24 protein-coding genes and 1 pseudogene are annotated in these 26,870 nt (G+C 68.8%); 7 read left to right on the top strand and 18 right to left on the bottom strand.

The genetic code is table 11. The features are described from left to right. Positions 1-13: 13 nt before the first annotated feature. The 5 genes from G9U51_RS03270 to pafA all read right to left on the bottom strand — a co-directional run bounded on the left by G9U51_RS03270 (position 14) and on the right by pafA (position 5,214). A complete protein-coding gene (locus G9U51_RS03270) occupies positions 14-976 on the bottom strand; it encodes a helix-turn-helix transcriptional regulator (protein ID WP_166193102.1) in 963 nt (320 codons plus the stop codon). A gap of 5 nt (positions 977-981) precedes the next feature. After that, the gene (locus G9U51_RS03275; RefSeq protein WP_166193105.1) at positions 982-1,965 is read right to left on the bottom strand and encodes a helix-turn-helix transcriptional regulator; all 984 of its coding nucleotides are present in this window, start codon (positions 1,963-1,965) and stop codon (positions 982-984) included. Between the two features lie 346 nt (positions 1,966-2,311). Next, positions 2,312-2,731, bottom strand: coding sequence for an FKBP-type peptidyl-prolyl cis-trans isomerase (locus tag G9U51_RS03280; RefSeq protein ID WP_166193108.1), 420 nt, complete (start codon positions 2,729-2,731; stop codon positions 2,312-2,314). A 10-nt stretch (positions 2,732-2,741) separates the two neighbouring features. After that, on the bottom strand, positions 2,742-3,755 hold the full coding sequence (locus tag G9U51_RS03285) for an FKBP-type peptidyl-prolyl cis-trans isomerase (protein ID WP_166193111.1): 1,014 nt from the start codon (positions 3,753-3,755) through the stop codon (positions 2,742-2,744). 88 nt (positions 3,756-3,843) lie between these two features. Further along, the gene (gene pafA, locus G9U51_RS03290) at positions 3,844-5,214 is read right to left on the bottom strand and encodes a Pup--protein ligase (protein WP_166193114.1); all 1,371 of its coding nucleotides are present in this window, start codon (positions 5,212-5,214) and stop codon (positions 3,844-3,846) included. Positions 5,215-5,314: 100 nt separating this feature from the next. Between pafA and G9U51_RS03295 the strand changes: the two genes are divergently transcribed. After that, positions 5,315-6,322, top strand: a complete 1,008-nt coding sequence (locus G9U51_RS03295; protein WP_166193117.1) for an NAD-dependent epimerase/dehydratase family protein — start codon at positions 5,315-5,317, stop codon at positions 6,320-6,322. Here G9U51_RS03295 and G9U51_RS03300 read toward each other — a convergent pair whose 3' ends face one another. The 6 genes from G9U51_RS03300 to G9U51_RS03325 form a co-directional block, all read right to left on the bottom strand. After that, positions 6,323-8,170, bottom strand: a complete 1,848-nt coding sequence (locus G9U51_RS03300; RefSeq protein ID WP_328823289.1) for an ABC transporter ATP-binding protein — start codon at positions 8,168-8,170, stop codon at positions 6,323-6,325. Further along, entirely contained in the window at positions 8,167-10,068 is a 1,902-nt protein-coding gene (locus G9U51_RS03305) for an ABC transporter ATP-binding protein (protein ID WP_235945435.1), read from the bottom strand. The genes G9U51_RS03300 and G9U51_RS03305 overlap by 4 nt, the downstream gene beginning before the upstream one ends. 109 nt (positions 10,069-10,177) lie before the next feature. After that, positions 10,178-10,951, bottom strand: a complete 774-nt coding sequence (prcA, locus tag G9U51_RS03310) for a proteasome subunit alpha (RefSeq protein ID WP_166193120.1) — start codon at positions 10,949-10,951, stop codon at positions 10,178-10,180. Then, positions 10,948-11,763: a proteasome subunit beta gene (prcB, locus tag G9U51_RS03315; RefSeq protein ID WP_166193123.1), complete on the bottom strand. Its 816-nt coding sequence runs from the start codon at positions 11,761-11,763 to the stop codon at positions 10,948-10,950. Before prcB ends, prcA begins: the two co-directional genes overlap by 4 nt. Beyond that, on the bottom strand, positions 11,760-11,951 hold the full coding sequence (locus G9U51_RS03320) for a ubiquitin-like protein Pup (RefSeq protein ID WP_166193126.1): 192 nt from the start codon (positions 11,949-11,951) through the stop codon (positions 11,760-11,762). Before G9U51_RS03320 ends, prcB begins: the two co-directional genes overlap by 4 nt. 31 nt (positions 11,952-11,982) lie before the next feature. Further along, complete coding sequence (locus tag G9U51_RS03325; protein WP_166193129.1) at positions 11,983-12,372, bottom strand: hypothetical protein; 390 nt, start codon at positions 12,370-12,372, stop codon at positions 11,983-11,985. Between the two features lie 166 nt (positions 12,373-12,538). Here G9U51_RS03325 and G9U51_RS03330 point away from each other — a divergent pair, with 166 nt between their 5' ends. Further along, positions 12,539-13,132 (top strand): TetR/AcrR family transcriptional regulator, encoded by a 594-nt coding sequence (locus tag G9U51_RS03330; protein WP_166193132.1) that lies wholly within the window; start codon positions 12,539-12,541, stop codon positions 13,130-13,132. Between the two features lie 379 nt (positions 13,133-13,511). Here G9U51_RS03330 and G9U51_RS17965 read toward each other — a convergent pair. Then, positions 13,512-13,808, bottom strand: a pseudogene (locus tag G9U51_RS17965) (hypothetical protein); the annotation flags it as partial. A gap of 227 nt (positions 13,809-14,035) precedes the next feature. Between G9U51_RS17965 and G9U51_RS03340 the strand changes: the two are divergent. After that, positions 14,036-15,034 (top strand): CapA family protein, encoded by a 999-nt coding sequence (locus G9U51_RS03340; RefSeq protein WP_166193138.1) that lies wholly within the window; start codon positions 14,036-14,038, stop codon positions 15,032-15,034. Between the two features lie 40 nt (positions 15,035-15,074). Here the strand turns inward: G9U51_RS03340 and dop are convergent, their stop codons facing one another. Further along, a complete protein-coding gene (dop, locus tag G9U51_RS03345; protein WP_166193141.1) occupies positions 15,075-16,592 on the bottom strand; it encodes a depupylase/deamidase Dop in 1,518 nt (505 codons plus the stop codon). Between the two features lie 85 nt (positions 16,593-16,677). Here dop and G9U51_RS17235 point away from each other — a divergent pair, with 85 nt between their 5' ends. Genes G9U51_RS17235 through G9U51_RS03355 form a run of 3 tightly spaced genes read left to right on the top strand, consistent with a single transcriptional unit; the run spans position 16,678 to position 19,029 of the window. After that, a complete protein-coding gene (locus G9U51_RS17235) occupies positions 16,678-17,655 on the top strand; it encodes an alpha/beta hydrolase fold domain-containing protein (RefSeq protein ID WP_235945437.1) in 978 nt (325 codons plus the stop codon). After that, a complete protein-coding gene (locus G9U51_RS03350; protein ID WP_328823290.1) occupies positions 17,648-18,679 on the top strand; it encodes a Gfo/Idh/MocA family protein in 1,032 nt (343 codons plus the stop codon). Before G9U51_RS17235 ends, G9U51_RS03350 begins: the two co-directional genes overlap by 8 nt. Continuing rightward, entirely contained in the window at positions 18,676-19,029 is a 354-nt protein-coding gene (locus G9U51_RS03355) for a DUF3054 domain-containing protein (protein ID WP_166193147.1), read from the top strand. The genes G9U51_RS03350 and G9U51_RS03355 overlap by 4 nt, the downstream gene beginning before the upstream one ends. Positions 19,030-19,040: 11 nt before the next feature. Here G9U51_RS03355 and arc read toward each other — a convergent pair whose 3' ends face one another. From arc to G9U51_RS03370, 3 genes are read right to left on the bottom strand one after another with little or no spacing between them, the layout of a single operon-like run. Further along, the gene (gene arc / locus G9U51_RS03360) at positions 19,041-20,762 is read right to left on the bottom strand and encodes a proteasome ATPase (protein WP_166193150.1); all 1,722 of its coding nucleotides are present in this window, start codon (positions 20,760-20,762) and stop codon (positions 19,041-19,043) included. Between the two features lie 57 nt (positions 20,763-20,819). Then, entirely contained in the window at positions 20,820-21,875 is a 1,056-nt protein-coding gene (locus G9U51_RS03365; RefSeq protein WP_166193153.1) for a tRNA (adenine-N1)-methyltransferase, read from the bottom strand. A gap of 11 nt (positions 21,876-21,886) precedes the next feature. Continuing rightward, positions 21,887-23,020 carry a M50 family metallopeptidase gene (locus tag G9U51_RS03370; protein WP_166193156.1) on the bottom strand — a complete coding sequence of 378 codons (1,134 nt, stop codon included), beginning with the start codon at positions 23,018-23,020 and terminating at the stop codon, positions 21,887-21,889. A gap of 44 nt (positions 23,021-23,064) precedes the next feature. On the opposite strand from G9U51_RS03370, the gene G9U51_RS03375 reads away from it, so the two are divergent. After that, the gene (locus G9U51_RS03375) at positions 23,065-23,934 is read left to right on the top strand and encodes a RecB family exonuclease (protein ID WP_166193159.1); all 870 of its coding nucleotides are present in this window, start codon (positions 23,065-23,067) and stop codon (positions 23,932-23,934) included. Here G9U51_RS03375 and G9U51_RS03380 read toward each other — a convergent pair. Both G9U51_RS03380 and G9U51_RS03385 read right to left on the bottom strand, forming a co-directional pair. Then, positions 23,931-24,638, bottom strand: a complete 708-nt coding sequence (locus G9U51_RS03380) for an HAD family hydrolase (protein WP_328823292.1) — start codon at positions 24,636-24,638, stop codon at positions 23,931-23,933. The two genes, G9U51_RS03375 and G9U51_RS03380, sit on opposite strands and share 4 nt — an antisense overlap. Positions 24,639-24,765: 127 nt before the next feature. Next, entirely contained in the window at positions 24,766-26,838 is a 2,073-nt protein-coding gene (locus G9U51_RS03385; protein ID WP_166193162.1) for a DEAD/DEAH box helicase family protein, read from the bottom strand. Positions 26,839-26,870: the final 32 nt, after the last annotated feature.

Here is a 26,870-nt window from a genome sequence, read left to right on the forward strand (position 1 = left end):
GGCGCGCCCTCGCCTACGTCTCGTATGCCGCCAGCGCCTCCTGCGCCCCGGCGATCACGTCGTCGCGCAGCTCCTGCGGGGCGAGCACGCGCGCGGAGCCGCCGAGCCGCCATACGAGCTGGCGCAGCCACCGCAGGTCGCCGGTGCGCAGCCGCACGGTCAAGCTGCCGTCGGGCGCGGACTCCACACTCTCGGTCGGGTAGTAATCGGCCACCCACGCGGCCTCGCGCTGCAGGGACAAGGTCGCGGTGTAGTCATCCGGCGCGGGCTGGAAGACCGCGGCGTCGAGATCGCGCGCGGTCGCTTCGGGCGGCGGGGTGCCGTCGGTGTCGAGCACCTGCAGATCATCGATCCGGTCCAGCCGGAACAATCGCACGGCCTCCGCGCGGTGGCACCAGCCCTCGAGATACCACTGGCCTTCGGCGAGGAAGACGCGCATCGGATCGACATCGCGGTCGGTCGTCTCATCGCGCGAGGCGACCAGATAACTCAGGTGGACCCGGTGACGGTCGCGCACCGCGCCCTGCAGCGGCTGCAGCCAGCGGGCGGCCGCGTCATCGGCGGTGGGTGCCACCCGGATCCGGTCGGCACCCTCGACTCCCCCGGTCGCCCCGGTGAGCTTGGCCAGCGCGCGGTCGACCGCGTCGCGTTCGCCGAGCCCGGGCACCGCGGCCAGGGTGCGCAGCCCCACGATGAGAGCGAGGGCTTCGTCGAGCCCGAGCCGCAACGGCCGGGCGATCGTGTCGGCATTGCGCAGGAACACCTTGCCGCCCTCCCACTCGGCCTCGATGAGGTCGTCGGGCAGGTGACCGGGTGTGCCGCAGACGAACAGCAGCTCCAGGTCGGCCTCGATCTGCTGACGGCTCACGCCGAGCTCGCGGGCTGCCTCATCGATGTCGATGCCTTGGCGGTTCATCAGCCACGGCACCATGGTGAGCAGGCGGCCAAGCCGCGCTGTGGCGCTTTCGTTGGGCATCCGCGTCACTCCCCTTCTTCGTTGCGCTGCAACGCATTTCGCAGCCGTCGTATGACGGCCTCGCGCAGCTCGGCGGGTTGCACGACACGCACAGCGGGACCGAAACCGGCGATCTCGTCGGCGAACATCTCGGTGTCGGTGTAGTCCAGGTCGAGCTGGCTCCACTGGTCATCGACCTCGCCGACGGTGCGCGCCCGGCGGCGCAGCGTGTGGCCGCTGCCGGTGCGGACCTGCAGGATCGCCGGCTGCGGTTCGCGCTCGACCTCGGTGCCGGCGATCATCGTGGTCGGGTCGTGATCGGCGGGGACGTCGTATGCCGCGGGCTTGCCCTGCGCGGTCACCGGCCCGCTGATCCGGCCGAGGCGGAACACGCGTGGCGCGCCCCGGTCGAGGTCGTGGCCGGTGAGATACCACCGGCCGTGCCAGTTGGCGACGCCCCAGGGCTGCACCCGGCGCCGCTCGGGCTCGGCGCCCGCCTTGCGGTAGTCGAAGGTGACGGCACGGCGGGCCACCACCGCGTCCTTGAGCGGGGTGAAGGCCGGCTCGACGGTGCGCACCCGCGGCTCCAGCCCGACGAGCGAATCGGAATCGCGCTCGACCTCGGCCGCCTCGAGCTTGCGCAGCGCCGTGGTCGCCGGGCCGGCGAGGCTGGCCTGCTGCCAGGTGCGGCTGGCCAGACCCAGCACGGCGAGCTCGTCGGCCTCGAAGTGGATCTCCGGCAAGGCGTACTCACGCCGGTCGATCCGGTAGCCGGGCTCACCGTCGAACAGTGGGTCGACCGCTTCGGTGCGCAGCGGTATGCCGAGGTCGCGCAGCTCGTCCTTGTCGCGCTCGAACATCCGGTCGAAGGCCTCGTCGCTGGCGACCTCGCCATACTGCGGGACGGCGTCGCGGATGCGCGCCTTCGTCAGCGGCTGCCGGGTGTAGAGCAGGCAGATGACCAGGTTGAGCAGGCGCTCGGTCTTGGCGGCCGTGGACGCAGCAGGCATGGTCCCAACCTAACGGATCGAGTCGCACATGCGTACGACCCACTCGTTGGTTGAACAAGGACCACCTTTCGGTGGTTGAGCAAGGGCCGAGCTTTCGTTGGTTGAGGAAGGCCGAGGGACGAGGCCGCCTCGAAACCACGCCCGCCATCTCGTTGGTTGAGGAAGGCCGAGGGACGAGGCCGCCTCGAAACCACGCCCGCCATCTCGTTGGTTGAGGAAGGCCGAGGGACGAGGCCGCCTCGAAACCAACACCAGGCCCGGCATACGTGCTTTCGAGGTGGGCGCGGTTTCGACGCGCTCACTCGTTCCTCGCTCGCTTGCTCAACCAGCGAGAGAGAGCCGGGGGTCAGCGCAGGCCGAAGGCGGAGCCGGCGCCCGGCTTGTTGGTGGCGACGAGGTCGACCACGAAGATCAGCGTCTCGTTCGGGCCGATGGCACCACCGGCGCCACGCTCGCCATACGCCAGCTGCGGCGGGATGACCAGCTTGCGGCGGCCGCCGACCTTCATGCCTTGGATGCCCTGGTCCCAGCCGGGGATGACCTGGCCGACGCCGAGCTGGAACTCCAGCGGCGCGCCACGGTTCCAGCTGGCGTCGAACTCTTCACCGGTGGACCAGGCGACACCGACATAGTGCGCCTTGATCTGGTGACCGGCCTCGGCCACCGGGCCGTCGCCCTCGGTGATGTCCTCGATGACGAGTTCGGTGGGCGGGGTGTCACCCGGGAAGTCGATCTCGGGCTTGGTGGTGTTGGGGTCGAATGGCACGGCGTGCTCCTTAGGCGATCGCGAGGATGTCGACGACGAAGACCAGGGTGTCGGTGCCCTTGATGCCGGCCTGCGGCTGGCCGGCCGCGCCGTAGCCCTCCGACGGCGGCAGCACCAACAGCACCCGGCTGCCGACCTTCTTGCCGACTAGACCCTTGATGAAGCCGGGGATCATGCCCTGCTTCGACAGCGGGAAGGTGGCCGGCTCACCTCGGCTGGCCGAGGAGTCGAACACCTTGCCGGTGCCCCAGATCAGGCCGGTGTAGGCGACCATGACGTTCTGGTTCTCCTTGACCTGCATGCCGGTGCCCTGGATCAACTCCTGGGAGACCAGCTTGGTCGGCGCCTTGGCCGGCTTGTTGTCCTTGCCCTTGGGGATGGTCACCGTGGCGGGCTTGGCGTTGTTCTTGGGCACGCTGACCTTGGGCAGGTCGGCGGGCGGGGTGACCGCCTTGCCGGTCGCCTCCTTGAGCACCGGCGCGGCATTGTCGATCTTGAGGTAGAAGATGATCGAGCTGGTGGGCGCGACACCGAGTTCCTGGCTGCCGGAGGTGCCGAAACCGTCCGACGGCGGCACCGCGACCTTCTGCACGGTGCCGACCTTGGCACCCTTGAGCGCCTTGACCAGGCCGGGGAACTGCTGCGGGTCGTCCACCTTGACCCCGAACGGCTGCTTGCCGAAGTTGTTCACCAGCGACTTGCCGGTGGTGCCGTCGATCGCGGTGTATTCGATATAGGCGATGTCGTTCGGGCCCACCGTGGCGCCGGTGCCCTGGGTGAGCACCTCGGTCGTTGTCTTGTTGACGTGGAAGGGCTTCTTGGTCAGCCCGACCTTCGGCGCCTTGGGGTTCTTGTTGTCGACCGTGATCGTGCTCATCGCCGACACCTGGTTCGCGGGCACGGTGTACGGCTTGGCTGACGTCGACGAGCTCGGGCTGGTCGACTTCTTGTCGCTGCCACAACCGGTGAGCAGGACGATCGGGACGATGCCGGCGGCGAGCGCGCGGGCAGTGGTGATGCGCACGAAGAACCTCAAAGAGTCGGGGTGCTGGGCGGTTCACCATAACCCGCGCGGCTGGGCCGACCGGAGCGGACCCGGGATGCGAACCCGCTCAGCGGTCGTTCATCGCGTCGATGAGGCGCTGCACCCGCGGGTCCTCGGCCGCGAAGGGGTCCTTCACCAGGACGGTGCGCTGAGCCTGATCGTTGAGCTTCAGGTGCACCCAGTCGACGGTGAAATCGCGCCGGAACTGCTGGGCGGTGCGGATGAAGTCGCCGCGCAGCTTGGCCCGGGTCGTCTGCGGCGGGTGGTCGACGGCGTGCGCGATCTCCTCGTCGGTGCACACCCGGGCGGCCTGGCCGCGCCGCTGCAGCAGATAGAACAGACCGCGGTCGGGCTTGATGTCGTGGTAGGTCAGGTCCAGCTGCAGCATCCGCGGGTCGTCGAGGGCCAGCCCGTGCCGGGCGCTGTAGGCGTCGAGCAGCTTGCGCTTGATGACCCAGTCGATCTCGGTGTCGACCAGCGACAGGTCGTCGGTCTCGATCGCGGTGAGGGTGCGCTCCCACAGGTCCATCACCCGCTTGGTGGTGTCGTCCTGCTGCCCGGCCCGCTCGACGAAGGTGCGCGCGCGTTCGAGGAACTCGGTCTGCATCTGCAGGGCGGACATCTCGCGTCCGTTGGCCAGCCGCACCGGATGCCGCCCGGTGATGTCGTGGCTGATCTCGCGGATCGCCCGGATCGGGTTCTCCAGCGCGAGGTCTCGCATGACCACGCCCTCTTCGATCATCTGCAGCACCAGGTGCGCCGAACCGAGTTTGAGCAAGGTGGTCGTCTCGGACATATTCGAGTCGCCGACGATGACGTGCAACCGCCGGTAGTGCTCGGCATCCGCATGCGGCTCGTCCCGGGTGTTGATGATCGGCCGGCTGCGGGTGGTCGCGCTGCTCACGCCCTCCCAGATGTGATCGGCGCGCTGGCTGACGCAATAGGTCGGCCGGTTGCCGAGCGTGGCGATTTTGCCCGCACCGCAGGTGATCTGGCGGCTGATGAGAAACGGGATGAGGATCTCCGACATACGGGAGAACTCCCCCGCCCGGCCGACCAGGTAGTTCTCGTGGCAGCCATAGGAGTTGCCCGCGGAGTCGGTGTTGTTCTTGAAGATGAACAGGTCGCCGAGGATCTCGTCCTCGGCCATCCGGGCCTGTGCGTCGGCTGCCAGGTCGACCAGCACCCGCTCGCCGGCCTTGTCTTGCACGACGGTCTCGCGCACGTCGTCGCATTCGGCGGTGGCGTATTCGGGGTGGCTGCCCACGTCCAGATAGAGCCGCGCACCGTTGGCGAGGAAGACATTGCTGGATCGGCCCCAGCTCACGACCCGGCGGAACAGATAGCGCGCCACCTCATCCGGAGTGAGTCGCCGCGTGCCACCCGAGGTGCACGTGACGCCGTACTCGGTCTCGATGCCGAAGATCCGCCGCTGCATGGGCTCAACCCTATGTGCCGCCCGGCCGCGAACGGCGCGACCATCCGCCCTGAGCGAACGCGGCTTCTCACCGAGCGGTCGACGGTGGTGAGGTGGACCCATGCGAGTGCTGGTGTTGGGCGGGACCGCCTGGTTGGGCGGCGAGGTCGCCACGGAGGCCGTGGCCGCCGGTCACGAGGTGGTCTGCCTCGCGCGGGGCGAGTCGGGCGCGGTGCCGCCGGGTGCCGAGCTGGTCCGCGGCGACCGCCGCACCACCGAGGGGTATGCCGGGGTCACCGGTGAGTTCGACCTGCTCGTGGACGTCGCCCGCGATCCCCTCCTGGTGCGGACCGCGCTCGACGCTCTTGCCGATCGGGTGCGGCATTGGGTGTTCGTGTCCACCATCAACGTGTATGCCGATGCCAGCCCGGCGGCGATGCATGCGGCCGAGGACGCACCGCTGCACGATCCCTGGCGCGGCACGGACTACACGCCCGAGGTCTACGGCGCCGCCAAGGTGGCATGCGAGCAACTCCTCACCGGCCGGCTTGACGGGGAGCGCGTCACGATCGCCCGGGCGGGACTCATCGGTGGCCCGGGCGATCACACCGGGCGCACCGGTTATTGGCCGTCGCGGTTCGCCCAGCCGTCGCGCCCGGACGGTGCGGTGCTGGTCCCCCACGACCCGGACGCCCAGGTGCAGCTGATCGACGTGCGTGACCTCGCGGGCTGGCTGCTGCGCTGCGGCACCGAGCGGATCGCCGGAGTTTTCAACGCGACCGGCCCGGCGGTGCCGCTCGCGGCCGCCATCGCGACCGCGCGCCGGGTCGCCGGCCACACCGGACCCACTGTCGGCGCCGAACCGGGCTGGCTCACCGAGCACCGGGTCGAGCACTGGGCCGGCCCGCGGTCGCTGCCACTGTGGCTCCCGTGGCCGCAACTGGCCGGGATGATGACCGTCGACCGCAGTGCCGCCGCCCGCGCCAGGCTCACGATCCGGCCGCTCGCCGAGACTTTCGCCGACGTGCTCGCCTGGGAGCGCACCACCGGGCCGCGTCGCCCGCCCGCCGCGGGTCTGGCACCAGCCGAGGAGGCCGCGCTCATCACCGAGCTGCTGCGCACCCGCTGATCAGGCGAGCGATTCCACCCAGGCGCGGTGCAGAGCGGCATACCGGCCACCGTCGGCGCTGGTGAGCTCGGCCGGCGGGCCGTCCTCCAGCACCCGGCCGTGCTCGAGCACCAGCACCCGGTGGGCGATCTCCACGGTGGACAGCCGGTGGGCGATGATCACCGCGGTGCGGTCGGCGAGGATCGTGCGCAGCGCCCGCTGCACCAGCCGTTCGCTCGGGATGTCGAGCGAGGAGGTCGCCTCGTCCAGGATCAGGACATCCGGGTCGGCGAGGAACGCGCGTGCGAAGGCGACCAGCTGCCGCTGGCCGGCCGACAGCCGGCCACCACGTTTGGCGACATCGGTGGCGTAGCCCTCCGGCAGCGCCTCAATAAAGGCCGCCGCGCCCACCGCGGCGGCCGCGGCGCGGACCTGCTCATCGGTCGCCTCCGGCCGGCCGAAGCGGATGTTGTCGGCAACAGTGCCTTCGAACATGAAGTTCTCCTGGGTCACCATCACCACGTGCCGCCGCAGGTCCTGCTGGTCCAGCGAGCGCAGGTCGTGGCCATCGAGGGTCACCCGGCCGTGCTGCGGGTCGTAGAACCGCGCCATCAGTTTGGCGATGGTCGTCTTCCCCGCCCCGGTCGTGCCGACCAGCGCGACGGTCTGCCCCGCGGGGATGCGCAGGTCCAGACCCGGGAGCACCGGCCGGCCCTCGACATACGAGAACTGCACGTCCTCGAAGGCGACCTCGCCACGGACCTGGGTCAGCGCCGTCGCGGTGGCCGGGTCGGCGATCGCCGGCCGCTCGGCCAGCACGACGGCGAGCTTCTCCAGGGCGGAGGTCGCCGACTGGAAGGTGTTGTAGAACTGGGTGATCTCCTGCATCGGCTCGAAGAACATCCGCAGGTAGAGCAGGAAGGCCGTGAGCACGCCGATCGTGATCTCACCGCGCATCGCGAGATAACCGCCGTAGAGCAGCGCGACGCCCGTGGTGAGGTTGCCGATCAGCTTGACCCCGGGCATGAAGATCGCGACCAGCCGCATCGTGCGGATGTTGATCTGCTGGTAGCGGTCGGCGAGCTCACCGAAGATCTGCTGGTTGCGCGGCTCGCGCCGGTAGGCCTGCACCGCCTTGATGCCGGTCATCGTCTCGACGAACTGCACGATCACCAGCGCCGAGATCTCCCGGACTTGGCGGTATGCCGCGGCCGACTCGCGCCGGAACCACAGGCTGAGCAGCACGAGGAAGGGAAAGCTCAGCAGGCAGACCAGGCCGAGCTTCAGGTCGAGCGTGAGCAGCAGGATCGCGGTGCCGATCAGGGTGAGCACGGCGGTGATCAGCCCGTCGAAACCGTTCTCCAGCATCTCCTGGATGGCCTCGACGTCACTGGTCGAGCGGCTGACGACCCGGCCGGAGGTGTAGCGGTCGTGGAAGGCCACGTCGAGCGTGCCGAAATGCCGAAAGACCCGGCGGCGCAACTCGAGCAGGACGTTCTGGCCGACCCGCCCGGAGCGCAGCAGGAAGAACATCCGCAATCCGGCCTGCAGCAGCAGCGCGACGACGAGGGCGACGATGACCCAGGTGAGCGTCGAGCCGTCGCGCCGGTCGCGCAGCGGCGGCACTCCGTCGTCGACGCCGATCTGCACCAGCCGCGGAACGGCAAGCCGGGCGACATTCTCGGCGATCACTGCGACCGCCAGCACGGCCACGGTGGCGCGGTGCGGCCGCAGCAGGTCCCACAGCAGCGCGCGGGCCTGGCCGGGTGCGGCGGTCTTCTCGACCGAGGTGTCCGGCTGGTCTTCCTGCAGCTTGCCGCGCCAGGTCGCCTCGGTGGGGGTGCTCGGCGGCTGCGTGGTGGCGGTCACCGGCGCTCCTCGTCCTCGGGTATGCCGACGGTGGCGTGCGCGTGTGCGATCGCTTGCTTCTCCTCGTCGGTCTCCCAGCACTCCTCGTGGGCGAGGGAGGGGTCGAGCTCATCGTCGGCGGCGAGCAGGAACCGGTAGGAGGGCACGGTGGCCAGCAGCTCCGCGTGGGAGCCGACGTGGGTGATGGTGCCCCCCTCGAGCAGCGCCACCCGGTCGGCGAGCAACACCGTCGAGGCGCGGTGCGCGACCACGATCCCGGTGACGTCGTGCAGCACATTGCGCAGCGCTGCTTCGACGAGGGCTTCGGTGTGCACGTCGAGGGCCGACAGGGTGTCGTCGAGCACGAGGATGCGTGGGTCGGACAGGACAGCGCGCGCCAGCGAAAGCCGTTGGCGCTGACCGCCGGACAGGCTCATGCCCTGCTCGCCGATGCGGGTGTCGAGCCCGAACGGCAGGTCGTCGACGAAGCCGGCCTGGGCGACCTCGATGGCACGTCGGATCTCGGTCTCGGTGGCCTCGGGCCGGCCGAGGGTGAGGTTCTCGCGCACCGACATCGAAAACAGCGTCGGGTCCTCGAAGGCCGTGGCGACGACCCGGCGCACCGTGGACAGCGGCAAGGTGCGCACGTCGACACCGTCGATGAGCACGGCACCCTCGCTCACGTCATACAGCCGTGGGATGAGTGAGGTGAGCACCGACTTGCCGGCACCGGTGGCGCCGACCAGCGCGACGGTCTGGCCCGGTTCGACGGTGAGGTTCAGATGCCGCAGCGCCCATTGCTCGGTGCCCGGGAAGCGGAAGCCCACATCGCGCAGCTCGAGCCGGCCGGCCGGGGTGACCTCGGCGGCGCCGGTGGACTCGATCTCGCGCGGCGCGTCGAAGATCTCCACCACCCGGGTCGAGGCAGTCATGGTTTCCTGCAGCATCGACAGCAGGAAGCCGAGGCTGGCGATCGGCCAGACCAGGTTGAGCATGAAGGTGATGAAGGCGACCAGTGTGCCGAGCGTGATCTGGTCGAGGGCGACGGCGCGGGCGCCGAAGGCGAGCACGATGACCAGCGCGGCGGTCGGGATCACCTCAAGGAGGGTCCAGAAGCGCGACATGATCGTCACCTTGCGCAACTGGATGTCGCGCAGCTTGACCGCCTGGGCGTCGAAGCGGTCGTAGACATAGTCCTCGCGGCCGAAGGACTTCACCACCCGCAGACCGAGCGCGGACTCCTCGACCGTGGTCGCGACATTGCCGGTCTGGTCCTGCGCGGCGCGCGAGGCCTTGGTGAACTGCCGCTCGTAGTGCAGGTTGGCCGCGGCGACCGGCACGATCGAGATGAGCACGACGATCCCGAGCGGCCAGTACATCGCGAGCAGGATGCCGGTGACGACGATGACCTGAATCAGGTTGAGAATCAACAGAACTGCGGCGAACCCAATGAACCGTCGCATCGCGGACAGGTCGTTCATGATGCGCGAGAGCAGCTGTCCGGACTGCCAGGCGCCGTGGAAGCTCATCGGCAGCACCTGCAGCCGCGCGTAGAGGTCCTTGCGCAGGTCGTTCTCGACCCCGGTGCTGGCCAGTTGCACCAGCCAGCGCCGCGCCATCCACAAGGCGGCCTCCAGCACACCCAGGCCGAGCGCGGCCAGGCCGAGCACCCACAGACCCCGCACGTCCTGGTGGGCGACCGGCCCGTCGATCACCTTCTTGGTGAACAGCGGTATGGCGATCGTTGCCCCCAGCGACGCGAGTGCTACCGCGAACATGACGATCAGCCGGGCGCGGTAGGGGCGCAGGTAGGGCAACAGCCGCCCGAGGTCGGTGCGGTGCAGGCCGCGATCTTTGGGCGCGACCCGTGAGGGGCTGATCAGCTCACCAGGGACGGTCGGGTGCTGGTCGAGACTCAACCTGACGCGCTCCTCCCGTAGTCGTTAGGTGTTCTCACTATTCGACGTAGAAGTATCGCACCGACGACCGACAGGATTCGACCGGTTATTCCTCCGGCTTGTCTCCGGCTTAGGTTTCCGGCGCCTCGGCGGTGGGCGGCGACCCCGGTTCGACCGGTCCTTCGTCGTCCGGCGGCACGTCGTGCGTCGGATCGTCGGTCGACAGCAGAGCTTCCAGCAGACCGCCGGAGACGCGCCGGAAGGTGCGCCGCTGGCGGTGCCGGTCCAGCACCGCCACCTCCAACTGGTCGGCGGACAACTCACGCCCCGCGTCCCCGTCGTCGCCGAGCTGGCCCACCGCCAGGCGCAGCACCGCGCCGAGATCCAGGCCAGGTCGCCAGCCCTGTTTCAGGCCGGTGGTGATGCGTTCGGCTCCCCCACCCATGGCGACGAAGCCGCGCTCGTCGGCGACCGAGCCGTCATACATCAGGCGGTAGATCTGGTCCTGGTCGGCGGTCTCACCGATCTGGGCGACGACGATCTCCACCTCGTAGGGCTTGGATTCCTGGGTGAAGATCGTCCCGAGCGTCTGGGCATAGGCGTTGGCCAGCCCGCGCGCGGTCACATCGGAGCGGTCGTAGGAATAGCCGCGCAGGTCGGCATACCGCACGCCGGCGACCCGAAGGTTCTCGAACTCGTTGTACTTGCCGACGGCCGCGAAGGCGATCCGGTCGTAGATCTCGGAGATCTTGTGCAGCGCGCGGGACGGGTTCTCCGCGACGAAGGCGATGCCGCCGTCATACGCGAGCACGACCACGGCGCGACCGCGGGCGATGCCCTTGCGGGCGTAGTCGGCCCGGTCCTTCATCAACTGCTCGGGCGAGACGTAGAAGGGCATGCTCATCGGCGCGCCGCCTCCCGTCGGCCGGCGACGACCTGTTCGACCAGGTCCTCGATCTCGGCATCCGGCACCATCCGGGCACCTTCGCCGTCGAGCAGCGCGACCGTGGGCCAGATGCGCCGGCCGAGATCGGGGCCGCCGGTGGCCGAGTCGTCGTCTGCGGCGTCATAGAGCGCCTCCAGCACGGTGCGGACCGCCTCCGCGGTGGTCAGCTCGGGGCGCCACAACTTCTTCAGCGCGCCGCGGGCGAAGAGCGACCCGGAGCCGACCGCGTGATAGTCGCGCTCCTCATAACACCCGCCGGTCACGTCATAGGAGTAGATGCGGCCGGTGGCGTCGTCGAGGTCATAACCGGCGAAGAGCGGCACGACGGCCAGGCCCTGCAGGGCCATGCCGAGGTTGCCGCGGATCATCGAGGCGAGCCGGTTGGCCTTGCCGCGCAACGAGAGCATCGCGCCCTCGATCTTCTCGTAGTGCTCGAGCTCGACCTGGAACAACCGCACGAGTTCGATCGCGACACCGGCCGTGCCGGCAATGCCGACCGCAGACCAGTCGTCGGCCAAGAAGACCTTCTGGATCGAGTGGCTCGCGATGAGATTGCCCATCGTCGCCCGACGATCACCGGCCACGAGGACGCCCCCGGCATACTGCAGGGCCACGATGGTCGTGCCATGCGGCGCCTCGAGCCGCTCTCCGACCGGCACGGGCCGGGCCGAGGGGACGAGTTCGGGGCGCTCGGCGCGCAGGAAGTCGTTGAACGACGAGCTCCCGGGACGCAGGTATGACGCGGGCAGGCGGGCCTCGTCGTCGCTCACTGGCCACCCTTCTGCACGAAGCCCCGCACGAACTCCTCGGAGTTGGACTCCAGCACCCCGTCGATCTCGTCGAGCATGCTGTCGACCTCCTGGGTGTTCGCCTGCGCTGCGGGCGCCACGGGCTCCGGGGCGTCGTCGGCGGGATCGCCGTCGCGGCGTTGTGGGGTGATGCGCTCCTGACCGGGCATGCAAGTCCTCCTCGTCGAAACTCCTTCCAGCCTAGACGGCGAGGGCGCGTCGACGTCGGCGAGTCCGCAGCGCATAACCGGCCACGCTCACCAGTTCGAGTGGTCCCCACAGAACGATCGGGGCATAGCAGGCCAGCAGCACGACGAGGGCGCCTCCCTGGACCAGCCCCTCGTCAGGGCGCTGGCCGTGGGCCAGCTTCCAGACCAGGTCGATCGTGAACAGGTAGGTCACCGCGAGCCCGCCCGCGGTGCCCACCCCGATCGGCAGGGCGCGGGGCACTCGGATGCCGCGGATCTGTTCGCCCCAGGGCCGGACGAGACCGATGGTGAGGAAGCCGGTGGTGAGCTGCAGGGCGCTCAGGGTCCAGACATAGGTGTGCTCCCCGGCGAGGCTGACCCGCAGTGCGTCCGTGCCGGGCATGAGCCCTTCGACCATGAGCACGCGCCAGAGCGCGGACGGGATGGTGCAGGCAAAGGCGAGGTATGCCGTGAGCCTCGCCCACTGAGGTGGATGGTGAGTGGCGCTCGGCCTTTTTAGAGTATTCGTTCTAGTACGCATATTCATAAACTACGGCTACGATGTGGGTATGGCAAGACCGGCGAAGTTTTCCGACGAGCTGATCCTCGACGGCGCGGCGAGCGCGATCGAGCAGCACGGGGCGGCGGCGACGATCGCCCAGGTGTCCGCCGTGGTCGGTGCGCCCGTGGGTTCGATCTATCACCGCTATCCGTCGCGGGAGCACTTGCTGGCGACGCTGTGGTTGCGCTCGATCCGCCGCTTCCATGCCGGGCTGCTGGCGACCGCTGACATCGCTGACCCGCGCGAGGCGCTGCTCGCCCAGGCGGTGCACATCCCCCGCTTCTGCCGATCGCATCCGACCGATGCCTTGGTCATGAGTCTCTACAGCCAGCGCGAGCTGGTCGCCACCGGGCCGGAGTCGCTGCGCGAGGAGGTGAGCGGTGTCAACGACGAGATCTGGGCGCTGGGGCGGCGGCAAACGCGTGTGCTCTTCGGCACCTCAGCGGCGCGGGTCAGCCAGGTCGTCGCGATGGCGATCCGGCAGACGCCATACGGCATGGTCCGGCCCTTTGTGCGATCGCAGCAGCCGCTGCCACGGTGGCTGGACGACGCCGCGCGTGCCGCCGCCGGCGCGGTGCTGGACCTGGCGCCGACGCGCTGAGGTCTGCGGACGCAACCTCTCCCGCTGGTTGAGCAAGGGCCGAGCTTGCGAGGGCCGCGTCGAAACCATGTGCCGCCCAACGTGTTTCGCCGAGTGTCCGCGGTTGCGCAGCAGGGGTGGTGCGGATCTGCGGACGCTGGGCGGTGGCCGCCTCGGCGTCCGCGACTGAGCGCACCACCGGTGCCCCGAGCGACGGACGCTGGGCGGTGGCCGCCTCGGCGTCCGCGACTGAGCGCACCACCGGTGCCCCGAGCGACGGACGCTGGGCGGTGGCCGCCTCGGCGTCCGCGACTGAGCGCACCACCGGCGCTCCGAGCGACGGACCCCGGGCGATGACCACCTCGGCGTCCGCCCCTCGACGCAGGAATGGCGTTTCGCGAGGCATTGGTGACGTTTCGCGAGGAACTGGTGACGCTTCGCGAGGTACTGGTGACGCTTCGCGAGGAACTGGTGACGCTTCGCGAGGAACTGGTGACGCTTCGCGAGGAACTGGTGACGCTTCGCGAGGAACTGGTGACGCTTCGCGAGGAACTGGTGACGCTTCGCGAGGTACTGGTGACGCTTCGCGAGGCATTGGTGACGTTTCGCGAGGCATTGGTGACGTTTCGCGAGGCATTGGTGACGTTTCGCGGGGAGTCGGCGCGGCGGACGCGCTGCGGAATGTGACGCACGGCATACTGCGTGGGCATGGGGGCACACAAGGTGAGAGCACACGGGGTCAGGCGGGCGCTGGCTGCGGCTGGCGTGGCGGCGGTCATGGCGACGACGAGTTGTTCGGTGGGTTCGACGGTGTCCGGTGACCGGTCGCCGTCCCGCGGGAGTTCATCGAGCAGCGCAGACGACCCCTCGCCCTCGACTTCCTCACAAAGCGGGGCGGGCACGGCGAGCGGCCGCACCGGCACCGTGACGATCGAGTTCAGCGGCGACGACATCCCCCAGGAGGAGATCATCGCCGCGGCGAAGAAGGGCGACGGCTACGACTTCGAGCCGATGTTCGCGCCGGTCAAGGCCTACACCTCGAGCGCGGACGTGTCGATCTGCCAGATGGAGACGACGCTGACCCCGACCAACACCAACCTGACGCGCAGCATCGTCCACCGCGGGCCGCGCGAGTTCGCGACCGCCGTGCGCAATGCCGGTTATGACGGGTGCTCCACCGCCAACAACCACACCTTCGACGCCGGCGTCCCCGGCCTGGCGACCACCCAGCAGGTGATGACCTCGGCCGGGCTGCAGGTGGCCGGCCCCGGTGACGCGACCAATCCGGTGCGCACCGCCTGGTACACCGCCAAGGGGCTGAAGATCGCGCAGCTGTCCTATAGCTACACCCTCGACAACTGGGCTCAGGGCAGTCTTACCGGTGCTCCGCCGGACGCGCCGTGGCTGAAGCAGAGCCTGTATGCCGTCCGCGGCGCCGCCGGCATCTCGGCCGACGCCGCCAAGGCGCGCGCCGCGGGAGCCGACATCGTGCTGGTGTCGCTGCACTGGGGCACGCAATTCGCCTTCGAGCCCAGCGGCGATCAGGTCGCGCTCGCCCAGCAACTGCTCGCCTCCCCCAATGTCGACATGATCATCGGCAACCACCCGCACGTGGTGCAGCGATGTGGCGCCTCGAACGGCAAGCTCGTCTTCTACAGCCTCGGCAACCAGCTCTCCAACCAGGGCGTCAACTGGGGATTCCCGGACGCCACCCAGGACGGGGTGATGGTCAAGGTGACGCTCACCAAATCAGCGTCCGGGCTCAAGGTCGACAAGGCGGAATACCAACCGACGCGGGCGCGGCGCACCGGCGGCTACATCATCGACCAGGTGTCCAAGGCCTCCAACCCCTCGTCCTGGGCGAGCACCAGCCGGCTGATCCAGGGCCCGAGCAATGCGTGCCAGCTGACTCCGGCGCCGTAGCCGCCCGCTGCCTGGCCACGCCGACGCCCAAGCCCCCGTCTTAGTCGTTGTCGGGCCGCAAGGCCTGCAGCAATTCGTCCGCGCTGCTCGCCTGCTCGAAGAGGTCGCCGACATGGGCCTTGGTGCCGCGCAACGGTTCACGCATCGGCACCCGCTGCAGGGTGCGGCGCTCCGGCACGTCGAAGATCACCGAATCCCATGACGCCGCAGCGATATTCGCGGTGAACCGCTCAAGGCACTTGCCCCGGAAGTAGGCCCGGGTGTCCTCCGGCGGCTCCTTCACCGCGCGCTCGACCTCCGCCTCCGGCACGAGCTGCTCGAACCGGCCGGCCGCCGCGAGCTTGTGGAAGATGCCCTTGTCGGCGCGCACGTCCGACCACTGAATGTCGATGGCGCGCAGCTTCGGGTCCGACCACTCCAGGCCGCGCGACCGGAAGCCCTCCATGGTCTGCAGCTTGGCCACCCAGTCGATCTCGCGGGCACACGACATCGGATCCTGGCCGAGCCTGGTGAGCACGCTCTCCCAGCGCTGCAACACCTCGGTGGTGTCCGCGTCGACATCGCCGCCATACCTCGAAGTGACCCAGTTGGCGGCGAGTTCGTAGTAATGCCACTGCAATTCGAGCCCGGTGATCGAGCGGCCGTCCACCAGCTTGACCGTCGTGCGCAGGGTCGGGTCGTGCGAGATCGCCTGCAGCGCAGCGACCGGCTGGTCGAGCACGACCGCCTTGTCGATCGCGTCCGCCTCGATCAGCGACAGGACCAGGCTGGTGGTGCCCATCTTGAGCAGCCCGGCCACATCGCAGTGATTGGCGTCGCCGATGATCACGTGCAGCCGGCGGTATTTGTCGGTGACTGCGTGCGGCTCGTCGCGGGTGTTGATGATCGGCCGCTTGAGCGTGGTCTCCAGGCCGACCTCGACCTCGAAGAAGTCGGCACGCTGGGACAACTGGAAGCCGGGCGTGGTCGACTCGGTGCCGATGCCGACCTTGCCCGACCCGGTCACCACCTGGCGGCTGACGAAAAACGGGATCAGGTGCGTGACGATCCGGGCGAACGGCGTCTCGCGCGGCATCAGGTAGTTCTCGTGGGTGCCATAGGAGGCGCCCTTGCCGTCGGTGTTGTTCTTGTAGAGGTTCAGCGGCGGCATACCGGGCCCGTTGAGCAGTCGCACCGCCTCGCGCATCACCAGTTCGCCCGCCCGGTCCCAGGTCAGCGCCGCCCGGGGCGAGGTCACCTCCGGCGAGGAGTACTCAGGGTGGGCGTGGTCGACATACAGCCGGGCGCCGTTGGACAGCACGACATTAGCGAGGGTGGGGTCCTCCTCGTCGGTGAGCTGGCTCGGGTCGGCGAGCGCGCGCGAGATGTCCCACCCGCGCGCGTCGCGCAGCGGCGCCTCATCCTCGTAGTCCCAGCCGGCCTGCGCCGCCCGCAGCCCGAGGTCCCGGGCGTATGCCGTGACGACTCGCCCGGACATGAGCATCGGGTTGGCCGTGGGGTCCCCCGGCTGCGAAATGCCGTATTCGGTCTCGATCCCCATCACCCGGCGCACCGTCATACCGGCCAGCGTAGGTGCAGGAGGCCCGCCGTCAGTCGGCGGACCGCGCCGGTCGGGCCCAAGAGCGGCAAGCGATACTGGGGCCATGGCTCGCACCCGTTGGAAGGACACAGCGGGTATGCCGCTGCGCACCCGTGTGTTCTGTGTCGCTGCGTCGCTCGCCGAGCGGGTGCCGCTGACCGAGATGACGCCGGAGTATGTCGCCGCGCATCGCCCGCTGTCACCGCTGCCGACCTTCCCGGCCTCGCTGGTGATCGGCCGGCGGGCGCCTGGCGTGGTGTCGAGCGACCTCACCATCCCGGTGCGCGACGGCAGCACGATCCGCGGCCGGCTGCATCACCCGCCGCAGGTCGGGGAGACCGCGCCGGTCTTCGTTTACTACCACGGTGGTGGCTGGGCGCGCGGCCGGCCGAAGGACTACGAGTCACTGCTCAGCGAGGTCGTGGCGAGCACCGGCGCGATCGTGGTCGCGCCGGACTATCGCAAGGCACCCCAGCACAAGGCGCCCGCGGCGGTGCACGACGCGATCGACACGCTGCGCTGGGTCGCCGGCGCGCCGGCCGAGCTGCCCGCCACGCCGGGCCGGATCGCCCTCGGCGGTGACAGCGCGGGCGGCAATCTCACCGCGTTGGTGGCGCAGTGGGCGCGCGACCATGACGGTCCCCCGCTCGTCGGCCAGGTGCTCATCTACCCCGCGACCGACTTGCACCGTCACCACCCGATGCGCACTGCGCCGATGCTCGACGGCCCCTCGATGGACCGCTACAAAGAGCTCTACCTCGACGGTGCCGAGGTCGCCGACGACGACCCGAGCGTCTCCCCCATCCACTGCCGCTCGCTCGCCGGCCTGCCGCCCGCTCTCGTCCAGACCGCGGACCACGACCCTTTGCGCGATGAGGGCAAGGAGTATGCCGATCTGCTTGCAGCACAAGGCGTTTCGGTGCGCTACACCGGATATCGTGGGGTCCCCCACGGCTTCCTTAACCTGCCTGGTGTTGCGCCCGCAGCAGTCCAAGCCCGTGCCGAGATCATCGACCAATTGGAGGACTGGTTCCGTGAGTGAGCTGCGCCTGGCCGCCCCCGAGGTCGCCGATCCGATGGAAGCGCCGACCCTGCGCTGGGGCATCCTCGGCACCGGGCAGATCGCCGACGCCTTCGCCACCGCGCTGCGGGAGGGCACCCGCCAGCGGGTCGCGGCGGTGGGCTCGCGCACCCTGGAGCGGGCCCAGGCGTTCGGCGCCAAGCATGGCGCCGAGACGGCATACGGCTCGTATGCCGAGCTGGTCGCCGACCCGTCAGTCGACGTCGTCTACGTCGCCTCGCCGCACTCCGAGCACCGCGACCACGCCCTGCTGGCAATCAACGCCGGCAAGCACGTGCTGGTCGAAAAAGCGTTCACCCGCAACGTGATTGAAGCCACGGAGGTGCTCGACGCCGCTCGTGCGCGAGGTGTCTTCTGCGCCGAGGCGATGTGGGCGCGCTTCCTGCCGCATTACGACGTGGTGCGGCGCACCGTCGCGGCCGGCACGCTCGGCCGGCTCGGCATGATCGTCGCCGACCACGGTCAGCCGCTCTGGCCGGACGGTCCCGCGCGGCTGTCCGACCCCGACCTCGCCGGCGGCGCGCTGCTCGACCTCGGCGTCTATCCGATGTCCTTCGCCCAGATGCTGCTGCCGGAGGCCACGGTGGAGCGGACCACCGGCCGGCTCACCGACCGTGGTGTCGATGAATGGTCGGTGACCACGCTGGTGCAGGACGGCATACCGGCGATCTGTCAGTCGACGATGGCGGCGCAGACCACGAATTCCGCTGTCGTTGCTGGGTTTTCGGCGCGTCTTGAGATTGACAGCTGGTTCTACACCCCCACCACCGTCCGGTTGGTGACACCGGAGGGCGAGGTCGACCGGTTCGAGGCACCGGACCAGGACAACGGGCTGCGCTATGAGGCGGCCGAGACCGCCCGCTGCATCGCCGCCGGTCTCACCGAGACCCCGGTCATGTCCCACGCCGACACGCTCGCGGTCATGCGGCTGATGGACACCGTCCGCGCCGAGCTCGGCCAGCGCTATCCCGGCGAGCCGGCATGAGGGGTTGGGCCTGGGCCGCGATCGACGCGGTGCTCATCCTGGTCTTCGCCGCCATCGGGCGCGCCTCGCACGACGAAGGCACTGTCATCACCGGCGTGCTCACGACCGCCTGGCCGTTCCTGGTCGGGGCCGCGGTGGGCTGGGCGCTCTGGTGGGCCGCTCGCCGGTCTCCCGCCTCGAGCCTGCGCGCCGGCCTGGTCGTCTGGCCGGCCACCGTGATCGTCGGTATGGCGCTGCGCCACCTCACCGGCCGGGGCATCGCGGTGCCCTTCATCGTGGTTGCGACGCTGGTGCTGGGGGTGTTCCTACTGGGCGCGCGGGCGCTCGGCATACGCGCCAACGGGCGGTAACGAAAGGCGGCTCAGAGGTACTGACCGGTGGTGGCGACCGGGTCGATGGTCTTGGCCGCGCCGTTGGTCTTGCCGTCGATGAGCGTGCGGATGTAGGTGATCCGCTCGCCCTTCTTGCCCGAGATGCGCGCCCAGTCGTCCGGGTTGGTCGTGTTGGGCAGGTCCTCGTTCTCCTTGAACTCATCCACGCACGACTGCAGCAGGTGCTCGATCCGGATGCCGCTCGCACCATCGGTGAGTTGGTCCTTGATCGCCATCTTCTTCGCCCGGCCGACGATGTTCTCGATCATCGCGCCGGAGTTGAAGTCCTTGAAGTAGAGGACCTCCTTGTCACCACTGGCGTAGGTGACCTCCAGGAAGCGGTTCTCGTCGATCTCGGCATACATCCGCTCGACCGTGCGCTGGATCATCCCTTCGACCGTCGCCTGCGCCGACCCGTTGTGCTCGGCGAGATCGTCGGCGTGCAGGGGCAGGTCCGGAGTGAGGTACTTGCCGAAGATCTCGTGAGCGCTCTGGGCGTCCGGGCGCTCGATCTTGATCTTCACGTCCAGCCGGCCCGGGCGCAGGATCGCCGGGTCGATCATGTCCTCACGGTTGGAGGCACCGATGACGATGACGTTCTCCAGCCGCTCGACACCGTCGATCTCGGCGAGCAACTGAGGCACGACGGTGGTCTCGACGTCGGAGGAGACACCCGACCCGCGGGTGCGGAAGAGCGACTCCATCTCGTCGAAGAAGACGACCACGGGTGCGCCCTCGTTGGAGGCCTCGCGGGCGCGCTGGAAGATCAGCCGGATGTGCCGCTCGGTCTCACCGACATATTTGTTGAGCAGCTCCGGACCCTTGATGTTGAGGAAGTAGCTGCGGGTGTCCGGACGGCCGGTCTTCTCGGCGACCTTGCGCGCGAGGGAAGCGGCGACGGCCTTGGCGATCATCGTCTTGCCACAGCCGGGAGGCCCGTAGAGCAGCACACCCTTGGGCGGGCGGAGCGCGTGCTGGCGGAACAGGTCGGCGTGCAGATAGGGCATCTCGACCGCGTCCCGGATCTGCTCGATCTGCCGGGCCAGGCCACCGATGTCCTCGTAGTGGATGTCGGGCACTTCCTCCAGCACCAGGTCGGCGACCTCGGCCTTGGGGATCCGCTCGAAGACGAAGTTGCTGCGCGGGTCGAGCAATAGCGAGTCACCGACCCGCAGCTTCTCCGACGCGAGGGCGCCGGCGATCCGGCATACCCGCTCCTCGTCGGCGTGCGCGACGACCAGCACCCGGTCCTTGCCGAGCAACTCCTTGATCTGGACGAGCTCGCCGACCACTTCGTAGCCGACCACCCGCACGACGTTGAGCGCCTCGTTGAGCACGACCTCGCGGCCGGGCTGCAGCTGGTCCGGCTCGACCGTCGGGCTCACCGCGACGCGCATCTTGCGCCCGGAGGTGAGCACGTCCGCAGTCCCCTCCTCGGGCACCCCGAGGACCACGCCGTATGACGCCGGCGGCTGGGCCAGCCGGTCGACCTCCTCGCGCAATTTGACGATCTGCTCACGCGCGTCCTTGAGGGTGCGCACCAGCCGGTCGTTCTGGGTCGACAAGGTGGCCGCGGACGACTGCGCCTGACGCAGCTGCTGCTCGAGCTCGCGGCGGTGCGACGGGTTGGCGGTGAGCCGGGCTCGCAGCGCCTCGACCTCGCGCTGCAGGCTCGCCACTTCGTCGTAGGACGCGGACTGCTCGTCGCTCATTCGATTGCGCCTTTCGCAAGGAGATTGGCTCCGAACTACGACAGTAACCCGCGAACTTCAGTCCGTGGCAGAGGGCTCGCCAGATGAAACCGAAGGTTCGCCCGCACGGGTGGACTCGGCGGCGCTGGCGGGCTGGTCGGCTCGGGCGAACTCGCGGCGCAGCTTGCGAATCTTCTTGTCCGACACCGGCCGTTCGCCGATGTCCTCGGCCGACCAAGCCGTCTCGTCCTCGCCATAGGAGCCCTTCGCCGGACGGCGCTTGCGCAGCGGTGGGGTGACGCCCGGGGCCAGCCGGCGGGTGGCGATGAGGAAGCCGGTGTGGCCATGCATCCGGTGCTGCGGGCGCACCGCGAGACCCTCCAGATGCCAGCCGCGCACGATCGACTCCCAGGCCTGCGGCTCGGTGTAACCACCGTGGTCGCGGGCTGCCTCGGCCACCCGGGACAGCTGGGTGGCGGTCGCGACATACGCGATCAGCACACCGCCCGGCGCGAGCGCGTCGGCCACCACGTCGAGGCACTCCCAGGGGGCGAGCATGTCGAGCACGACGCGGTCCACGGTGCCCGGCTCGACGGTCTGCGGCAGCTGCTCGACCAGATCGCCGATGGTGACCGTCCAGGCCGGGTGGTCGGCGCCGAAGAAGGCCCGCACATTGCCCCGGGCGATGTCGGCGAAATCCTCGCGACGCTCGAAGGACAGCAACCGTCCCTGGTCCCCGACGGCGCGCAGCAGGGACATCGACAAAGCTCCGGAACCCACGCCGGCCTCGACCACCGTCGCGCCGGGGAAGACGTCGGCCATCGTCACGATCTGGCCGGCGTCCTTGGGGTAGACGACCGCGGCGCCGCGCGGCATCGACATGACGTAATCGGACAGCAACGGCCGCAGCGCCAGGTATTCGGTGCCCGCGGTGTTGGTGATCGTCGTCCCGTCGGGCGCACCGATCAGGTCGTCGTGCTTGAGGTGGCCGCGGTGGGTGTGGAACTGCTTGCCCGCGCCGAGGGTGATGGTGTGCATCCGGCCCTTGGGATCGGTGAGTTGCACGCGCTCACCCTCGCGGAACGGGCCGCGCCGGGTGTCGGCACCCAGCGGCGCGTGGGGGTCGTCGGTCATGAGCGGTGAGTTTAGGACTGGCCGAAGGCGTGCTGCAGGGCGCGGTAGACCTCGTCGCGCCGGGCCACGCCGACCGGCTGGCCGTTCACCGGATCGACGACGAGCAGGTATGCCGTCGCGCCCTCCGTGCGCTGGAGGGCTTCGACGAGCGGGGTGACATCCTGCGGGTCCTTCGCTGCGCGGCAGACCCACTCCGGCGGCTGCACCTGCACCAGGGCCTCGGCCGGTGTGGTGGCGCGCGCCTCGAAAGGCACCTGCATGCCGCTGCCGGCCGGGATGAGGCCGACCGGCCGGCCGTCGGCGTCGATCAGGGCGGTGTCGACCGCGGGCAACCGGTCCACCGGCGTGCCCACCCCCACCGCGGCAACAGGGCGCAGCAGCTGGCGCAGCGAGACCGTGCCCACAACACCCATCGCGCGTCCGCGGGCGATCGCCGAACCGGCGCCGAGCCAGAGGAAGCCGGCGATGAAGACGACCCAGATCGCGGTGCCGGCCGGCACCGGTGAACCGTGCAGGAAGGGCACCACCAGCAGGCCGATGACGACGACCGCGGTGACGATGCGACCGCACCAGCCGGCGACGATCAGCCCCTTGGACCGCGACCCGGTCACCTTCCACACCAGCGCGTCGACGAGGAAGCCGCCGTCGAGCGGCAACCCGGGCAGCAGGTTGAACGCAGCGACAAAGGCGTTGGCGATGGTGAGCGCGCCGAGCAGCAGCTCCGGCACACCCGTCGCATAGGGCAGCGCCAGGTAGCCCGCGACCGCGAGCAGCGCATTGCTCACCGGCCCGACCACGGCGACGAGCGCGCTGTTGCCCGGGCTGGACTCGGCGTTGTCGTAGGCGGTGTGCCCGCCCCACAGGTCGGCGACGATGCGTTGCACCTGATAGCCCCTGGCTTGCGCCACCAACGCGTGCGCACCCTCGTGCACGAGCACGGACAACAGCAGCAGACCGGCATACGCCACGGCGACGAGATAGGCGGCCGAGCCGAGTTCGGGCAGCATCTCGCGGACCGTCGGGCCGAACGAGAACACGATGACCGCGGTGATGATCAGCCAGGACCAGCCGATGAACACCGGAATGCCGCGCAGCGAGAACAGCCGCAGGCCTGGACCGGACGTCGGTGGGGTGGCGCGCGGCATGCGCCACAGGGTATCTGTCGGTGGTCGCGCCTAAAGTCACCTGTATGACGCAGCAGCCCGTGACCGACATCCCGCTGCGCGCGGCGCTGTCCCCGAGCCGCGCGTCCGACTTCATGCAGTGCCCGCTGCTCTACCGCTTCCGGGTGGTGGACCGGCTGCCCGAACCACGCAGCGCGGCGGCAGCTCGGGGGACGCTCGTGCACGCCGTGCTGGAGCGGCTCTTCGACGTCGAGGCCTCCGAGCGCACCCTGGAGCACGCGCGCTCGCTCATCGAGCCGCAATGGGCGGCGTTGCTCGAGGCTGACCCGGAGCTGGCCGCGCTGGTCGAGGCCGAGGGTGTCGAGGGCTGGTTCGCTTCCGCGGGTGCTCTGGTCGAGCGCTGGTTCGCCCTGGAGGACCCGACCCGGCTCGAGCCGGCCGAGCGGGAACTCTACGTCGAGGCCGAGGTCGACGGGCTCACGCTGAGGGGGTATGTCGACCGCCTGGACGTCGCGCCCACCGGCGAGATCCGGGTGGTGGACTACAAGACGGGTCGCTCGCCGTCGGAGCTGTTCGAGGCCAAGGCGCTGTTCCAGATGAAGTTCTACGCGTTGGTCCTGTGGCGCACCCGCGGGGTGATCCCCCGGATGCTGCAGCTGGTCTATCTCGGCAACGGCGAGATCGTGCGCTATGCCCCCGACGAGCACGACCTGCGCGCGACCGAACGCAAGATCAAGGCGCTCTGGGCTGCGATCGACCGGGCGGCGCAGGCCGGTGACTGGCGGCCGAGCCCGTCCCGGCTGTGTGATTGGTGCGCCCACCAAGCGTTGTGCCCGGCCTTCGGCGGCACTCCCCCGCCGCTGCCCGAGCACGCGCGCGAGCTGGCCGTCGACCCGGTCCGCAGCGGCGCCGAACCGGTCACCGACGCGGACTAGGCCGGCCGGGCGACCCGCCTGACCGGCTCGACGGCCGCGACCAGGTCGGCGAGGAGCAGCCCCGCCAGCGAGTCGGTCTGCACCGCGCCGTCCATCGGCGGCACCGTCACGATGTGCGGCACGACAACGGTCGGCACACCTGCGGCCACGGCCGAGGTCGAGCCGGGCACGCTGTCCTCCACCGCGAGGCAGTCCTGCGGCGCGGCGTCCACGGTGGCCGCGGCGGTGAGATAGGGCTCCGGGTGCGGCTTGCCCTGCGTGACCTGGTCGCCGGTGACGATGCTGGCGAAAGTCCCGGGCGGGCAGGCGTCGACGAGCACCTGCGCGAAACTCGCATAGGACATCGTCACCAAGACCTGCGGAATCCCTTGTGCCGCAATGTCTTCCAGCAACTCGCGCGCTCCCGGGCGCCACGGCACGTGCTCGCGCATCTGGGCGATGACGCCCTCCAGCAGCCGGTCGACGATCGCCTCCGGGGTGAGGGTGACCGGGCTGTTGTCCCGGATCAGCTGCGCCGACACCAGGAGCGCGTTGCCGACGCACAGGTGCGCCAACTCCTCGGTCCAGACGCCGCCATACTCCTCGACGAGTTCGTGTTCGGCGGCGATCCAGTAGGGCTCGGTGTCGACCAGCGTGCCGTCCATGTCCCACAGCACCCCGGCGGGGTAGGTCGGATCAGCGGGCTCCGACGACTTCGAGTCCACGTTGCTCTCCTAGGATTTGAAATACGCCAAGCAAGGCGGTCAAGCGGTGTGCTGCGTTCGGACCTTCGCGCGGGAGCGGGGCATGGCGGACAGCTGCTCACAGGGTAGTGGGGTCATAATTGCGAGCCTATGCGGACGTGCCGCCTCGGGGAGCGTCCGCTCTTTCCTGTAACAACTGTGCTTTGGCTGCGGTGAACTCGTCGGCAGTTAAAAACCCACGCTGCCACATCCCGGCGAGGCGCTCCAGTTGGTCTACGATGCTTGAGTTTGGACTCGTGACGGAGGTGCTCTCTAGATCAGATCGCACCTGCAGGTAGGGCGCGGTAGTTCGCTCGCGAGTCACGCTGGAGGCTGTGACGGCGGCGACATCCAGGACGACCTGAGCATCAGAACGCAGCGTCCACGTTGCACACCTTCCGTGAATCACAAGCTTTTGCTCGCCAGCAACGACCGCAGGGTCCGCCTCAAGGTCGTCAGCCAACAGCGCACGTAGGGCCTCAAGAGTGGAGTCGTCGAACGCATCTCCTAGCCCGAACTGTTCAGCGCCGCGCATCACAGCTGCAGCTGCGAACGCGAGAGTGCGGGCGTCGATGAACCCGCGTACTAACGATGGATCTGCCGCGAAGAGCTCCGCGGGAGTGCGTGCCATCTTGAACTCCGTAGGCACGCGACGCATCCCACCCTTCGCAGCGACAGGCGTAGCCCGATCCTGGGAGCTTGCGAGTGCATGCTGTGCCGAGTCGGGCGGGAGTAGCTCGACGGCCGAGCGATCCGTCTCACCGATGACATCGCCTGAATCGGCGAGTGGACCGAGTGGGGTGCTTCGGGGAACGATCCCGGAGGCGACGATCTGCCCCGCACGTACCGCGAAGGACGTCACCTTGTCGGCGCTCTCAACGATGAGGTCGAGACATCCTTCGTCGCCATTCGTCTCGGTCAGGTCTTCCGCGGTGTGGATCGCATAGATAACAAAAAATGTTGCTTTGCGCCTATCGGCCTTGAGGCGCAAAACTCGGCCCATGCGCTGGATCATCTGGCGCCTTGATTTTGAGCCGCCCATGACTATAGCGAGGTCTATTTCAGGTACATCGATTCCCTCGTCCAGAAGCGTGGGTGCTACAATCGCTTTCAGTCGGCCAACTTTCAGTGCGTGTAGACGCTCGCGGCGCTGGAATCGTGTGAGTTCGCTGTGCACCGCGGCCGCGCTCACGCCAGCCGAAACGAGCCTGTCCGATAAAGACTCCGCCATGTCGACGCGCCGAGTGAAGATAAGCGCACCCGCCGCCTGGGAGACCTGGGGCGCGAGATGAGCTATGACTTCGAGCTTGGCCTGCGCACAGGTCATGATGTCGATTCGATCCGAAAACGCTTTGAGGTAGCGCCGCGCGAGGTCGGTAATGGCCGGGTCGGTTACGTCCTTAGCGGCCTCCTGCACTTTGTATATAAAGGCCCCAAACGGCTCCTCTGGCAGCCCTGCGGCGGTCAGTTTCTGGCGGCTGTCGCGCAAAATTTCGTCGGCTCTGTCGTACGCTTCGCGCTCCTGATCTGTGAGTCGCACGCCCAGGAGGTTTACGTCATAGCGGGCAACAACGCCATCGGCGACTGCTCGCGGGAAGCCCAACCGATAAATCGGCGTTCCGCCGAAGTAGTTCTGAAGGAGGGTGATCCCGTCGTCGTTTCGCTCGAACGTCGCTGTCAGTCCGAGACGACGTCGGTACGATGTATGCAGAATGCGAGACCACTGTCCGGCGCCGTATCGGTGGCACTCATCAGCAACCAGCAGAACCTTGCCGTCCGGCCGAGTTGGAGGCAATGAGTAGAGCGATTGGATTGTGCCGACGATGACACTGTGTTTGCCGAAGTCTGCCCTCTGGCCGTCCCCCACAGTTCCAATCGAATCTAAGCCCGCCGTCTTGAGAGCCTTAACCCATTGTGCAATGAGATCTATCGTCGGGACGACGATCACCACGTTGTAGTCATCGCGGAGGGCTTCACGAGTCGCTTCTATGCCAACGCGGGACTTGCCGGTGCCTGTGACGGCCTCGATGACACCGTGACGTCCGTGAAGAGACCACGCGTTGAGAGCTTCACCCTGCCATTCGCGCAGCGGGTATCGCGCGGCGGTCGAAGGGTCTTTCCAGTCGGACGCGGGCTTGTCGGCCTCAAGCAACCAATCGCGGCCAACCTTGCTGATCTGCAACTCGCCAGTAGCCCGACTTTCGAAGTGCTCAC

The organism is Metallococcus carri (assembly GCF_011440275.1).
Classification (GTDB): Bacteria; Actinomycetota; Actinomycetes; order Actinomycetales; family Dermatophilaceae; genus Metallococcus; species Metallococcus carri.

Coding starts and splice junctions, on each gene's coding strand:
- G9U51_RS03270 (WP_166193102.1), bottom strand. CDS start 976: ATGCCCAACGAAAGCGCCACAGCGCGGCTTGGCCGCCTGCTCACCATG.
- G9U51_RS03275 (WP_166193105.1), bottom strand. CDS start 1,965: ATGCCTGCTGCGTCCACGGCCGCCAAGACCGAGCGCCTGCTCAACCTG.
- pafA (WP_166193114.1), bottom strand. CDS start 5,214: ATGCAGCGGCGGATCTTCGGCATCGAGACCGAGTACGGCGTCACGTGC.
- G9U51_RS03295 (WP_166193117.1), top strand. CDS start 5,315: ATGCGAGTGCTGGTGTTGGGCGGGACCGCCTGGTTGGGCGGCGAGGTC.
- prcA (WP_166193120.1), bottom strand. CDS start 10,951: ATGAGCATGCCCTTCTACGTCTCGCCCGAGCAGTTGATGAAGGACCGG.
- G9U51_RS03320 (WP_166193126.1), bottom strand. CDS start 11,951: ATGCCCGGTCAGGAGCGCATCACCCCACAACGCCGCGACGGCGATCCC.
- G9U51_RS03325 (WP_166193129.1), bottom strand. CDS start 12,372: ATGCCCGGCACGGACGCACTGCGGGTCAGCCTCGCCGGGGAGCACACC.
- G9U51_RS03330 (WP_166193132.1), top strand. CDS start 12,539: ATGGCAAGACCGGCGAAGTTTTCCGACGAGCTGATCCTCGACGGCGCG.
- dop (WP_166193141.1), bottom strand. CDS start 16,592: ATGACGGTGCGCCGGGTGATGGGGATCGAGACCGAATACGGCATTTCG.
- G9U51_RS17235 (WP_235945437.1), top strand. CDS start 16,678: ATGGCTCGCACCCGTTGGAAGGACACAGCGGGTATGCCGCTGCGCACC.
- G9U51_RS03355 (WP_166193147.1), top strand. CDS start 18,676: ATGAGGGGTTGGGCCTGGGCCGCGATCGACGCGGTGCTCATCCTGGTC.
- arc (WP_166193150.1), bottom strand. CDS start 20,762: ATGAGCGACGAGCAGTCCGCGTCCTACGACGAAGTGGCGAGCCTGCAG.
- G9U51_RS03365 (WP_166193153.1), bottom strand. CDS start 21,875: ATGACCGACGACCCCCACGCGCCGCTGGGTGCCGACACCCGGCGCGGC.
- G9U51_RS03370 (WP_166193156.1), bottom strand. CDS start 23,020: ATGCCGCGCGCCACCCCACCGACGTCCGGTCCAGGCCTGCGGCTGTTC.
- G9U51_RS03375 (WP_166193159.1), top strand. CDS start 23,065: ATGACGCAGCAGCCCGTGACCGACATCCCGCTGCGCGCGGCGCTGTCC.